Annotated in this window: 12 protein-coding genes and 2 pseudogenes; 3 read left to right on the top strand and 11 right to left on the bottom strand. The window is 72.1% G+C overall.

Going from position 1 to position 12,644, the window contains the following annotated elements; translation table 11 throughout:
- Positions 1 to 76: 76 nt before the first annotated feature.
- The 3 genes and pseudogenes from P1P75_RS33770 to P1P75_RS33760 form a co-directional block, all read right to left on the bottom strand.
- Positions 77 to 781, bottom strand: a pseudogene (locus P1P75_RS33770) (uracil-DNA glycosylase); the annotation flags it as partial.
- Positions 782 to 825: 44 nt separating this feature from the next.
- Positions 826 to 1,275, bottom strand: coding sequence for a DoxX family protein (locus tag P1P75_RS33765; protein ID WP_319262733.1), 450 nt, complete (start codon positions 1,273 to 1,275; stop codon positions 826 to 828).
- A gap of 112 nt (positions 1,276 to 1,387) precedes the next feature.
- A complete protein-coding gene (locus P1P75_RS33760; RefSeq protein WP_319262731.1) occupies positions 1,388 to 2,080 on the bottom strand; it encodes a class I SAM-dependent methyltransferase in 693 nt (230 codons plus the stop codon).
- Positions 2,081 to 2,250: 170 nt separating this feature from the next.
- Here P1P75_RS33760 and P1P75_RS33755 point away from each other — a divergent pair, with 170 nt between their 5' ends.
- Positions 2,251 to 2,517 carry a DUF6343 family protein gene (locus tag P1P75_RS33755; protein WP_319262729.1) on the top strand — a complete coding sequence of 89 codons (267 nt, stop codon included), beginning with the start codon at positions 2,251 to 2,253 and terminating at the stop codon, positions 2,515 to 2,517.
- Between the two features lie 111 nt (positions 2,518 to 2,628).
- Here the strand turns inward: P1P75_RS33755 and P1P75_RS33750 are convergent, their stop codons facing one another.
- The 5 genes from P1P75_RS33750 to rpsA form a co-directional block, all read right to left on the bottom strand.
- Positions 2,629 to 3,009, bottom strand: a complete 381-nt coding sequence (locus P1P75_RS33750; protein ID WP_073498261.1) for a tetratricopeptide repeat protein — start codon at positions 3,007 to 3,009, stop codon at positions 2,629 to 2,631.
- 50 nt (positions 3,010 to 3,059) lie between these two features.
- On the bottom strand, positions 3,060 to 3,689 hold the full coding sequence (gene coaE / locus P1P75_RS33745; protein ID WP_319262727.1) for a dephospho-CoA kinase: 630 nt from the start codon (positions 3,687 to 3,689) through the stop codon (positions 3,060 to 3,062).
- Between the two features lie 88 nt (positions 3,690 to 3,777).
- Entirely contained in the window at positions 3,778 to 4,716 is a 939-nt protein-coding gene (locus tag P1P75_RS33740) for a PAC2 family protein (RefSeq protein WP_266455349.1), read from the bottom strand.
- 111 nt (positions 4,717 to 4,827) lie between these two features.
- Positions 4,828 to 4,992 (bottom strand): hypothetical protein, encoded by a 165-nt coding sequence (locus P1P75_RS33735; protein WP_319262725.1) that lies wholly within the window; start codon positions 4,990 to 4,992, stop codon positions 4,828 to 4,830.
- 60 nt (positions 4,993 to 5,052) lie between these two features.
- Complete coding sequence (gene rpsA / locus P1P75_RS33730) at positions 5,053 to 6,567, bottom strand: 30S ribosomal protein S1 (protein WP_266455352.1); 1,515 nt, start codon at positions 6,565 to 6,567, stop codon at positions 5,053 to 5,055.
- Between the two features lie 345 nt (positions 6,568 to 6,912).
- Between rpsA and P1P75_RS33725 the strand changes: the two genes are divergently transcribed.
- A complete protein-coding gene (locus P1P75_RS33725; protein WP_319262723.1) occupies positions 6,913 to 7,797 on the top strand; it encodes a class I SAM-dependent methyltransferase in 885 nt (294 codons plus the stop codon).
- Positions 7,798 to 7,968: 171 nt separating this feature from the next.
- The gene (gene hrpB / locus P1P75_RS33720; protein WP_319262721.1) at positions 7,969 to 10,437 is read left to right on the top strand and encodes an ATP-dependent helicase HrpB; all 2,469 of its coding nucleotides are present in this window, start codon (positions 7,969 to 7,971) and stop codon (positions 10,435 to 10,437) included.
- On the opposite strand, the gene P1P75_RS33715 is transcribed toward hrpB, so the two are convergent.
- The 3 genes and pseudogenes from P1P75_RS33715 to P1P75_RS33705 all read right to left on the bottom strand — a co-directional run.
- On the bottom strand, positions 10,427 to 11,419 hold the full coding sequence (locus tag P1P75_RS33715; RefSeq protein ID WP_319262718.1) for a DUF3068 domain-containing protein: 993 nt from the start codon (positions 11,417 to 11,419) through the stop codon (positions 10,427 to 10,429). The two genes, hrpB and P1P75_RS33715, sit on opposite strands and share 11 nt — an antisense overlap.
- Before the next feature lie 21 nt (positions 11,420 to 11,440).
- Positions 11,441 to 11,575 (bottom strand): SPW_0924 family protein, encoded by a 135-nt coding sequence (locus tag P1P75_RS33710; protein ID WP_107439618.1) that lies wholly within the window; start codon positions 11,573 to 11,575, stop codon positions 11,441 to 11,443.
- A 202-nt stretch (positions 11,576 to 11,777) separates the two neighbouring features.
- A pseudogene (locus P1P75_RS33705) lies at positions 11,778 to 12,644 on the bottom strand (lytic transglycosylase); the annotation flags it as partial.

Raw genomic sequence — 12,644 nt, 5'->3', positions numbered from 1 at the left:
GGCTATCGAGTTTTTGGCCATTCTCGTGGGCTCGGCACTTTTTATAACAGACAGCGCCCTCCCGTCCCGGTGAGCCGAGTCCCGCCGCCGTCGCCGCCGTGCGCAGCACCTCTCGCAGCATCCGCGGGGTGAGGCGCCCGGTGAAGGTGTTGCGCTGGCTGACGTGGAAGCAGCCGAAGAGGTCCAGGCCGTCGAGCGGCACCCGCGCCCCGTGCGCGAAGGCCGGCCGGGGCCGGGGCACGGTCCAGCCCGCCTCCGCGAAGGCCGGCAGCGCGGCCTGCCAGCCGAACGCCCCCAGCACGACGGCCGCCCGCAGCGTGGGCCGCAGCAGCCGCAGTTCCTGGACCAGCCATGGCCGGCACGTGTCCCGCTCCCGCGGAGTCGGCTTGTTCGCGGGCGGCGCGCAGTGCACGGGCGAGGTGATCCGCACGCCGTACAGGGTGAGACCGTCGGCGGCGGACACGGAGGTCGGCTGTGAGGCGAGCCCGACCTCGTACAGCGCCTGGTACAGCACGTCCCCGGAGCGGTCTCCCGTGAACATCCGCCCCGTGCGATTCCCGCCGTGCGCGGCCGGAGCCAGTCCCACGATCAGCAACCGCGCGTCCGGCGGGCCGAACCCCGGCACCGGCCGCCCCCAGTACGTCCAGTCGGCGAAGGTCGCCCGCTTCGTGCGGGCCACCTCCTCCCGCCACTCGACCAGCCTGGGACAGGCCCGGCACCCCGCGACCCGCCGGTCCAGAGCGGTGAGGGGGTGCGGGTCCAGAGGTTCGCCGGGGTCCATGGATCCACCGTAGGACGGGGAACCGGAGCCAGGGGATCGGACGGTCACGGTGTGCGGCGCACCAGTCGGGCGAGGTCCTTCACGGATTCGCGCCGGGCCCAGGCGATGAGGCCCAGCGGGACCAGCAGGATCAGCGGTGTGGCCGCGTTCTCCCCGTCGAGGGCGACGATCGTCACGATGAACGCCCCCACCATGAGCGCCCCCAGTGACACCGCGGCCACCGACCGGAGCACCGGGATCAGCAGGGCGATCGCCCCTGCCAGTTCCAGGACACCGATGGCGTACATGCCGGTGTCGCCCCAGCCCAGCTTGTCGAAGCCCTCGGCCGCCGACGGGTGGGCGATCAGCTTCGGCAGGGCGCTCGCGATCCCGTAGAAGAGGGCGAGCAGCACCTCCAGCCCGCGCAGTGCGATGCGGGCCCGCCTACGCCCGGCGGTCGGGGTCCGGGAACCGGCGGAAGCGGCGGAGGGCAGGGGTGCCGTGGTCTCGGACATGGAGGTCTCCTGGGGGAAGCGGTCCGTTGTGCTGTCGGAGAGTCAGACCGCTCCCCCGCCGTGAACTCATCGCTCTTCGCCGCACTTCATCGCAGTGCTTCATCGCAGTGCTTCATCGCCTCACCGCCCGCACCCAGGTCCCGTCCTCCGTCAGATACCGGTCCACCCTCAGTCCCGCCTCCTCCGCCAACGCCCGCTCGAACTGTTCCTTGGTGAGCGGTCGGGAGCGGAAGGTCTGGGTCCATATCGCGTCCGGGAACACATACTCCGCGCGCACCGAGTCCACGCCGTCCCCGACCGGTTCGGCCGACAGGATCCGGGTGGTGAAGCCGCCCGGGTCGACCCGCTCCCGGGGCAGATCGGTGCGGTAGTCCTCGCCCTCCCGCTGGAACAGCACACAGCCGCCCTCCGCCACATGCCGGTCGCAGGTGCGCAGCATGCCGCGCCGGACCTCCTCGTCCCCGGCATGGACCAGGAACGACGCGAGCATCACCACGTCGAAGGTCTCGTCCAGCTCCAGGTCCTCGATGGGCCCGCACACCGTGCGCGCCCCTCGGACGCGGTCCAGCATCTCCGCGGACTCGTCCACCGCCGTGACCGTGAACCCCCGCTCCAGGAGCGGATGCGTCATGCGGCCGACGCCGCAGCCCAGCTCCAGGATGTGCGCGCCCGCGGGCACGGCGGCGGTGACGATGTCGGGTTCGTCGCGCACCGGGAGGCGGCTGTACAGCTCGACCGCGCAGCCGTCCGGGGTGATGGCCCCGGGCCCCGTCCCCTCGTATCCCTCTCGCATTTCCAGCCTCATACCCGCCCAACGGCCGGTGCCTGCACGGCCGTTCCCCCACCCTGCCGGTTCATTCGTTCGAGTGAAGGCACTCTTTTCGAAGAACCGGCCCCCGGGCTCTGGCCCCCGGTGGCCGTCCCCTGGAGAACGTCCGCACCGAGGAGTACGTTTCAAGAAGGAGTGGTGATCCGATGCGTACGGGCAGTGAGCCGGTGACAGCACGCAGTGCACTGAGGATGCGGCTGTGGCTGAGCGTGTGGGGGCTGCTCTGGGCTATCTTCGGGACGGTCGCGTTCACCCTCGTGGGGCGTCCGGGCTGGGCTATCGCCTGCGGGGTGCTGTGGCTGGTGATCACCGTCGACCTGTCGATGATCCTCAGGCATCTGCGTCAGGGACCCCACTACCAGCCGGGCCCCGGCATCCCGCCGTACCGGCCGCCTGAGCAGCGGCCCCGGTGAGCGCGAGGGCCTCAGGACTCCCGTAGGTGCAAGAGCCTCAGGGCTCCCATGGGTGCAAGCCTCAGGACTCCCGTAAGCGCGAGGCATGAGGACTCCCGTGAGCGCGAGGCCTCAGGACTCGAAGCGGGCCGCTTTGAGGTACTGCGGGTTCGGGTCCAGCGCGGCGGCCAGCCGGAAGTGCCGCTTGGCCTGGTCGGCGCGGCCCTGCCGCTCGTAGGTGCGGGCGAGCGCGAAGTGGGCGAAGGCGTTGTCCGGCTCGCGCTCCAGGACGATCGTGAACTCCAGCTCGGCGGGCCGTAGTTGCGCGGCGGCGAAGAAGGCACGCGCGCGCAGCAGCCGGGCGGCGGTGTTCTCGGGGTACGCGGCGATGACACCGTCGAGCAGTTTCACCGCGCCCCGCGGGTCCCGTGCGGCGAGCAGTTGCTCGGCGGCACGGAAGTCGATGACATGCGTCTCCGGACTGCGTCCGGTCGAACCGCTGGTATCGGGCACGGAAAATTCCTTCCCTTCCTCGCAGCGTTCAACGCGCGCGACGAGGGCCTCTATTCCTCGGACCGCCCGCCCGGCCCCTCGGACGTCCGCGCCCGGCGGACCAGTTCGGCCCACACGTCCTTCACGCGTCGCTCCAGGTCGGGCAGCGGCACGTCGTTGTCGACGACGATGTCGGCGATCTGCCGGCGCTGCTCACGGGTCGCCTGGGCGGCCATCCGCGCGCGGGCGTCGTCCTCGGTCATTCCACGGAGCCGGACGAGCCGGTCGAGCTGCGTCGCCGGGTCGGCGTCGACCACCACGACGACGTCGTACAGGGGTGCGAGCCCGTTCTCGGTGAGGAGGGGGACGTCATGGACGACGACGGCGTCCTCGGGGGCCGCGCTCTCCAGTTCGCGCGAGCGGGCGCCGACCAGGGGATGCACGATCGCGTTGAGCGCGGCGAGCCTGCCGGGGTCGGCGAAGACGATCGAGCCGAGTTTCGGGCGGTCGAGGCTGCCGTCCTCGGCGAGGACGCCCTCCCCGAACGTCTCGACGACCGCCGCCAGTCCGGGCGTACCGGGTGCGACGACCTCGCGCGCGATGCGGTCCGCGTCGATCAGTACGCCGCCGCACGCGACGAGCAGCCGCGACACCTCACTCTTGCCGGCGCCGATCCCACCGGTCAGGCCCACCTTCAGCATGACGGCAAGCCTAGACCGGCCGACGGTCGAAGAGCGGTCCAGGGTCTGCCGTCGGCACAGCCCGCGCCAGACCCCCGGCAAAGGCCGCTCAGCCCTCGCCTTCCCGCTCCGCCAGGAACTTCTCGAACTCGCGTCCGATCTCGTCGGCGGACGGGATGTCGACCGGCTCGGCGAGCATGTTGCCGCGGGTCTCGGCGCCCGCGGCGGCGTCGTACTGATGCTCCAGGCCCTGGACGAGGGCGGTCAGCTCCTCGTCGCCCTCCTGGATCTGACGGTCGATCTCGGTCTGCGTGCGGTGCGCGTCCGTACGCAGGGCATGCGCGATGCTCGGCAGGACGAGTCCGGTGGCGGCCGTGATGGCCTCCAGGACGGTCAGCGCGGCGTCCGGGTACGCGGAACGCGCGATGTAGTGCGGAACGTGCGCGGCGACGCCCAGGATGTCGTGGCCGGCCTCCATGAGGCGGTACTCGACGAGCGCCTCGGCGCTGCCGGGAACCTGCGCCTCCTCGAAGGGGCTGCGCTGGCCCGGGACGAGGTCGGTGCGGTTGCCGTGCGGGGTGAGGCCCACCGGGCGGGTGTGCGGGACGCCCATCGGGATGCCGTGGAAGTTCACCGACAGCCGTACGCCGAGGCGCTCCACGATCTGCTTCACCGCCACGGCGAAACGCTCCCACTCGACGTCCGGCTCGGGGCCGGACAGCAGCAGGAAGGGCGCTCCGGTGGCGTCCTGGACGAGCCTGACCTCGATGGTCGGCTCCTCGTACTCGCTCCACCGGTCGCGCTGGAAGGTCAGCAGCGGGCGGCGGGCGCGGTAGTCCACCAGTCGGTCGTGGTCGAAGCGGGCGACGACCTGGTGGGGCAGCGAGTCGAGCAGCCGGTCGACGATCTGGTCGCCGGTCTCACCCGCGTCGATGTATCCGTCGAAGTGGTAGAGCATGACAAGTCCGGCCGACTCCTGGGCGAGCGCCATGTCGACGACAGCCAGCCCCTTCGGCTCCCATGCGTACAAACCCTGCGGATCAAGCACTTGGACCGCTCCTCCTCGTGTTCGTACTGCACAACGCCCCACAGGGCGTGGGCATTCCCGGCCCACGCCCCTGATCAGCTGTCTTCGTACGGCCCGCTGGTGACGGCTGGGTCAGGAAGCCGGCACGCGCGCGTGGAGGGCGGGCACGGCCAGGCGTGCGGAGGCGAACGCGCCGTGCTGCCAGGCACTTTCGAGTGCGGCGTCCGGTGCCTGCGGTGCGGCCTTGGCGGCGGCCCGGCCGGTGAGGAGGAGGCTCACCGGCGGCCGGGAAAGCACTGAGGGCCCGCACCTCGAAAGGTGCGGGCCCTCAGTCATGAGCTAGTGCTCAGTGGGCGTTCAGCTCTGCCCACCGGCCAGCTTCTCGCGGAGCGCGGCAAGCGCCTCGTCCGAAGCGAGGGCACCAGAGGTGTCCGCACCCTCGGAGGAGTACGAACCGCCACCGCCACCGCCACCGCTGCCACCGGACGCGGCCGGAGCAGCAGCCTCGCCGCCCTCGGCCGCAGCCGCGGCGTCGGCCTCGCGGGACTTGATGACCTGCTGCTGGTGCTGCTCGAAGCGCTGCTGCGCCTCGGCGTACTGGTGCTCCCACGCCTCCCGCTGGGTCTCGTAGCCCTCGAGCCAGTCGTTGGTCTCGGGGTCGAAGCCCTCGGGGTAGATGTAGTTGCCCTGGTCGTCGTACGACGCGGCCATGCCGTACAGGGTCGGGTCGAACTCGACCGAAGCCGGGTCGGCACCGAAGGCCTCGTTGGCCTGCTTCAGCGAGAGGCTGATGCGACGGCGCTCGAGGTCGATGTCGATGACCTTGACGAAGATCTCGTCGTTGACCTGGACGACCTGCTCCGGGATCTCCACGTGGCGCTCGGCCAGCTCGGAGATGTGCACCAGACCCTCGATGCCCTCGTCCACGCGGACGAACGCACCGAACGGCACCAGCTTCGTGACCTTGCCGGGCACGACCTGGCCGATCTGGTGGGTGCGGGCGAACTGCTGCCACGGGTCTTCCTGGGTCGCCTTCAGCGACAGGGAGACACGCTCGCGGTCCATGTCCACGTCGAGAACCTCGACGGTGACTTCCTGGCCGACCTCGACAACCTCGGACGGGTGGTCGATGTGCTTCCAGGAGAGCTCGGAGACGTGCACCAGACCGTCGACGCCACCCAGGTCCACGAAGGCACCGAAGTTGACGATCGAGGACACGACGCCGGAGCGGACCTGACCCTTCTGGAGGGTGGTGAGGAACGTCTGGCGAACCTCGGACTGGGTCTGCTCCAGCCAGGCACGGCGGGACAGGACCACGTTGTTGCGGTTCTTGTCCAGCTCGATGATCTTGGCCTCGAGCTCCTTGCCCACGTAGGGCTGGAGGTCGCGGACACGGCGCATCTCGACGAGGGAAGCCGGCAGGAAGCCACGGAGGCCGATGTCGAGGATGAGACCACCCTTGACGACCTCGATGACGGTACCGGTGACGATGCCGTCCTCTTCCTTGATCTTCTCGATGGTGCCCCAGGCACGCTCGTACTGAGCGCGCTTCTTCGAGAGGATCAGGCGGCCTTCCTTGTCCTCCTTCTGGAGAACAAGGGCTTCGATCTCGTCGCCTACGGCGACCACGTCGTTCGGGTCGACGTCGTGCTTGATCGAGAGCTCGCGGCTCGGGATGACACCTTCGGTCTTGTAACCGATGTCGAGCAGGACCTCGTCCCGGTCGACCTTCACGATGACGCCGTCGACGATGTCGCCGTCGTTGAAGTACTTGATCGTCTCGTCGATCGCGGCGAGGAAAGCTTCCTCGTTACCGATGTCGTTGACCGCTACCTGCGGCGTGGTAGAGGTGGTCTCGGTGCTGCTCGTCATGTGGGAAAGGGCTCCGGTACGGACAGAGAGTCGTAGGTACTGCTTACGCCGGGAGCCCGTTTCGCTCTGCAGACGGCCGGACAGCCAAGGAAGCGCCTCACCGAAAACGGCTATGGCGCCTCGACAACCGAGGGGACATACATACAGATGCGAGCGCGACCTGCTACGTCTGAGGTGCGCAAGCCCGCAGCGCAACTTGTAGCATACGGGGGCAGCCGGGCAGGGTCAATGCGCGAAGGCGCACACCCGGGGCGGATCGCCCCAATTCCGGCACACAACCTCTCTTCCGAGGCCACGCAGGCCGCGGCAAGGCCCTCCCGGGGACACCGTGACGGCGCCTTCCGGATGCGGGTTGGACGGAAGAGTACGACGAGGGAGCCGATCATCCAAGAGCCCGTATCGTCCGAGCCGGCGTTCGAGCCGGGGTCCGGGCCGGAGCCCGAGCCGGAGGCCACCCGCCGCGAGGCCGGTGTCGCGGAGAGCGCGCGCGCCAACCGTGGCTGGTGGGACCGCAACGCGGACGAGTACCAGATCGAGCACGGCACCTTCCTCGGCGACGACCGCTTCGTGTGGGGTCCCGAGGGACTGGACGAGGTGGAGGCCGAGCTGCTCGGCCCGCCGGAGGAGCTGAAGGGCAGGACGGTCCTGGAGATCGGGGCCGGCGCCGCCCAGTGCGCGCGCTGGCTGGCCGCCCAGGGAGCCCGTCCGGTCGCCCTGGACGTCTCCCACCGCCAGCTCCAGCACGCGCTGCGGATCGGCGCGGCCTTCCCGCTGGTGTGCGCCGACGCGGCGGTCCTGCCGTTCGCGGACGGTTCCTTCGACCTGGCCTGCTCGGCGTACGGGGCGCTGCCCTTCGTCGCCGAGCCGGTGCAGGTCCTCAAGGAGGTGCGCCGGGTGCTGCGGCCGGGCGGGCGTTTCGCCTTCTCGGTGACCCATCCGATCCGCTGGGCCTTTCCGGACGAGCCGGGCCCCGAGGGCCTGTCCGTCGCCTCGTCGTACTTCGACCGCACGCCCTACGTCGAGCAGGACGACGACGGCCGGGCGGTGTACGTCGAGCACCACCGCACGATCGGCGACCGGGTCCGCGACGTCGTGGCGGGGGGCTTCCGGCTGGTGGACCTGGTCGAGCCGGAGTGGCCGGTCTGGAACACCGCGGAGTGGGGCGGCTGGTCGCCGCTGCGCGGCGCCCTGATCCCGGGCACGGCGATCTTCGTCTGCGAGCGGGACTAGGGCCTGTCCGACAATTCCCGTCGTCGCCCGGAGGGCGGCCGCGCGGCGTCAGGTGCGTGCTCTCGGCGTGCCGGGCGTAGATCCTCGTACTGGACCTAGCCCCTTCCCTGTTCTCACATTGCCCGCACGCGCGTGCGTGGGCGCCTCCCCCGGCGTACGACACTGGGTGGCGTGATCCGTTACGACGCCCTGGACGCGCTGCCCGTGCGGGCCGCCCTGCCCGCGCTGCGCGAGGCCCTGGCCGGGCAGGGGACCGCCGTGCTGGCGGCGCCGCCCGGCACCGGGAAGACGACGCTGGTGCCGCTGGCGCTGGCCGGGCTGGTGGGCGAGGGCCCGGTGCGGCGGGTGGTCGTGGCGGAGCCGCGGCGGATCGCGGCGCGGGCGGCCGCCCGGCGGATGGCGTGGCTGCTCGGTGAGCGGACCGGCGACAGCGTCGGGTACACCGTGCGCGGCGAGCGCGTCGTCGGCCGGCACACGCGCGTGGAGGTCGTCACCACCGGTGTGCTGCTCCAGCGTCTCCAGCGCGACCAGGAGCTGACCGGGGTCGACGTGGTGGTGCTGGACGAGTGCCACGAGCGCCATCTGGACGCGGACACGGCGGCGGCCTTCCTGTGGGACGTGCGCGAGACGCTCCGCCCCGAACTGGGGCTGGTCGCCGCGTCGGCGACGACCGACACCGAGAGCTGGTCCCGGCTGCTGGGCGGTGCGCCGGTGATCGAGGCCCACGGGACGTCGTACGACGTCGAGGTGGTGTGGGTGCCTCCGGTCCGGCCGGTACGGCCGCCGCACGGCATGTGGGTGGACCAGGCGTTGCTCGCGCATGTGGCGTCGGTGGTGCGGCGGGCGCTGGAGGAGCGGTCGGGGGACGTGCTCCAGGTGCACGGGCGGGCGCCTGCTGCGGTGCAGGACGCGGTGCTGGCTCCCGGGGAGCGGCGCCGGGTTGTGCTGGCGACGTCGGTCGCCGAGTCGTCGCTGACCGTGCCGGGTGTGCGGGTGGTCGTCGACTCGGGCCTGGCGCGGGAGCCGCGGGTGGACCACGCGCGCGGGCTGAGCGCGCTGGCGACGGTGCGAGCGTCGGTCGCGGCGGGACGGCAGCGGGCCGGCCGGGCCGGGCGTGAGGCGCCGGGCGCGGTGTACCGGTGCTGGGCGGAGGCGGAGAACGCCCGTCTGCCGCGGTTCCCGTCGCCCGAGATCAAAGTGGCCGACCTGACGGCGTTCGCCCTCCAGGCGGCCTGCTGGGGCGATCCGGGGGCCTCTGGGCTGGCGCTGCTGGATCCGCCGCCGGGCGGGGCGATGGCCGCGGCCGGCCGGCTGCTGAGGGCGGTCGGGGCGGTGGACCCGGCGGGCCGGGCCACGGAGCGCGGAGTGCGGCTGACGCGGGCGGGGCTGCATCCGAGGCTGGGGCGGGCGCTGCTCGACGGGGCGTCGCTGGTCGGGGCTGAGCGGGCCGCCGAGGTGGTCGCGCTGCTGAGCGAGGAGGCTCCGCGCGAGTACGGCGACGATCTCGCGGGGGCTCTGCGTGCCGCCCGGCGCGGCGGTGACGCGTACGCGGGGCGCTGGCGGACGGAGGTGCGGCGGCTGCGGGCCGTGGCCACGGAGTTCGCCGGCCCGCCAGAGCTCGCAGGTCCGGCGGAGCGGGCCGGCGGGGGGCCGTCCGCGCCGGCGGGCGAGGACGGCCGGGTCGGTGTCCTCGCGGCCCTCGCCTTCCCGGAGCGGGTCGCCAGGGCCGACGGCGGCTCCTACCTGATGGTGTCGGGGACGCGGGCCGAGGTACGTGAGGGCTCCGCGCTGGGCGGTGCCCCCTGGATCGCGGTCGCCGTCGCCGACCGGCCCGTCGGCAAGGGGCACGCGCGCGTGCAGCTCGCGGCGGTCGTCGACCAGGAGGTCGCCCGGTTCGCGGCCGGCACGCTGCTCGACATCCGCGAGGAGGTCCACTGGGCCGAGGGGGACGTGGTGGCCCGGCGGGTCGAGCGGCTCGGGGCCGTGGAGCTGGCGGCGCGGCCACTGCGGGACGCCGACGCCGGACTCGTACGGGAGGCGTTGGTCGAAGGGCTGCGGGAGGAGGGGCCGGGGCTGTTGCGGTGGTCGGCGGAGGGGCGGGGGTTGCGGCAGCGGCTGGCGTTCCTGCGGGCGCGTCTCGGGCAGCCGTGGCCGGACGTCTCCGACACGGCGCTGCACGCGCGCGCGGACGACTGGCTGGAGCCCGAGCTGAGCCGGGCCCGGCGGCGCGGCGACCTGGCGCGGATCGACGCGGGGAAGGCACTCGCGCGGCTGCTGCCCTGGGCCTCGGGCGAGGCGGCGCGGCTGGGCGAACTGGCGCCGGAGCGGATCACGGTGCCGAGTGGGTCCGCAATCCGGATCGACTACGCCGACCCCGGGCAGCCGGTGCTGGCGGTGAAGCTCCAGGAGATGTTCGGGCTCCAGGAGTCACCGCGGGTGGCGGGCGTGCCGCTGCTGGTGCACCTGCTCTCCCCGGCCGGGCGGCCCGCGGCCGTGACCGCCGACCTCGCCTCCTTCTGGAAGGACGGCTACAAGGGCGTACGGGCGGAGCTGCGGGGCCGGTATCCCAAGCATCCGTGGCCGGAGGACCCGGCCGGTGCCGAGCCGACGCGGCACACCAACGCGCGGCTCAGGCGGTGACCGGTCCGGTGTCGGCGGCGGGGGCCGGTTCCGGGCCTGCGGGACGTCGGCCGCGGGCCTCCACGTACAGCGAGAGGGCGAGGAGCAGGACGCCGAGGGAGAGGAAGCCCCAGGGCAGGTAGGAGGTCATCAGCAGGACCAGGGTGCGGTTGGCGGCGACCAGGTCGACGGTGTGCTCGATGTAGTCCTCGCGCATCTTCACGTGGCCTGCGAAGGCCGTCACCTTGTCGCGGTCACCGAGGAGGGTGCCGCCGCGCAGTTCCTCCCGGTGGATCTCCTCGCCGTAGACGGGTGCGCCGGTGACGGGTTCGACCCAGAACCTGCGGACGGTGGTGTACCAGCGGGTGGTGCCCGTCCTCGCGACGGTCTCGGGGGTGATCCCTGCGACGGGCATGGTCCTGGGCATCGCGACCTGGGTCCAGGGGATGGTCTGCTCGAAGTAGTAGACCTCCAGGCCGCGGAAGTTCTCGGTGCCCTTGTAGTGGATGGGGGCGGTGACGCGGGCCTGCGCGTCGAAGTACTCGTAGTCGCGTTTCTCCGTGCGGAAGGGCCATTTGAACTCCAGGCCCTCGCGGCGGACGGGGTGGCCGTCGACCATCTCTCCGGTGGCGTGGACGGGTTCCTGGGTGTGGGCGTCGAAGATGTAGCGCTCGGGGATGCGGGAGACCATCTTGCCGTCGGGGCCCTGGACGTAGGACAGGCCGTCCCAGACGACGACGTCGCGCCCCGCCGTCCGCTCGATCTTCTCCGACTCCTCCACGTTGCCCTTGAGGGTCTGCACGATGGTGACCTTGGGGACGATGCGGGCGGTCATGGTGCCGTAGTCGAGGAGGGTGGCGTCGCGCGCCTCAAGCACCATGTCCTGGTAGGCGTTGGCGGGCACCTTGGCCAGGCGCGGGAAGGCGTACCAGCGCAGCAGCGGGGACAGGGCCGCGAAGAACACGGCGAGGGCGAGCAGGATCAGGCCGGCCTTGCGGCGCATGTCGGCCTCCCTCCCGGGTGGTCACGGGTGTGCGGGCACTGTCGTCAGCAGGGGTTTCGGGGAGGTCTCGCCGGTCGGGGTGCCCAGGGCGGTGAGGGTGAGGACCAGGGCGAGCGCGAGGGCGAGGCCGGTCGCGGCGGCGATCAGGGCGCGCATACGGGCCTCCCGCGGAGGTCGGAGGTTCGTTCCATCGGAACTGATGGGCCGTCAGGTCCGGCACCGTAGCAACGGGCGGGCGAGATGAGAACACCTGCGCAGCACCGACGGCGTCCCACTCGCGGGGAGCGGGACGCCGTCGGTGCTGCGCAGGTGGTGCAGAAGTAGTGCGGTGTCGCTACGGACGTGGCGCCGGGGTGGGTCAGGAGCCGGTCGTCGTCGATCCGGACGGGCTCGGGGAGGTGCTCTCCGCAGGGGTTTCGGAGGGCGGGTCCGACGGGGTCGGCGTGGGTGACGGGGGCTCCGTCACGGTCAGTTCCACCGTGAGGGTGGCGCCGCCCTCGGTGGTGACGCGCAGCAGGAACGTCCCGGCCGTGTCATCCGCGTACAGCTTCGGGAGGGTCAGCAGGCCGTTCGCGTCCGTGCGCAAGTCCGTCAGGGTGCGGACGGGGTTGCCGGCGGCGTCCTTGAAGAAGGGACCCTTGTCGTTCGCGGTCGGGTCGTCGGACGACTTCACGAGCGTGGCGGTGGCCGCGACCATGCCCGCAACGGCGCCCTTGTAGGTGGCCTTCAGCTCGACCTGGTCGGCGAACTCTCCGCCCGCGACACAGGTCGCCGAGGCCGCGCCGGTGGGAGCCAGGGCGTCGGCGGCGCGGGCGGTGACGGTGGCCGAGTAGTTCACGGCGGCGACCGTACGGCCCACGACGGTGGCACGGACCGTGAAAGTGCCGGTCCTCTCGCCCGCCCGCAGGGCTGGGGCCGTGGCGATGCCCCGGCTGTCGGTGATGACCGCGGCCACGCTTTCGCCACCCGCGAAGGTGGCATCGGTGTCCCCGACGATCGTGAAGCGGACCCGGACCTTGGCGACGGCCGTGCCGGCCTTGGTCTCGGTACGCGTGGTGATCCGGTCGCCGAACGCGTCGCCCGCCATGGTGGTGAGCTTCGCCGTGCCCGCGTCCTCCAGGTGGTGGACCGTGTCGGTCGGGGTCGCCGGAGGAGTGGTGCCCGGAGGGGTGGTGCCCGGCGGGGTGGTCGCCGGGCACCACCCCTCCGGGCACCACTCCTCCGG

The organism is Streptomyces sp. ID05-39B (genome assembly GCF_033794725.1).
Lineage (GTDB): Bacteria > Actinomycetota > Actinomycetes > Streptomycetales > Streptomycetaceae > Streptomyces > Streptomyces bobili.
Note: the sequence above shows the minus strand (reverse complement) of the source record. Positions and strands in the feature narration are given on the sequence as shown.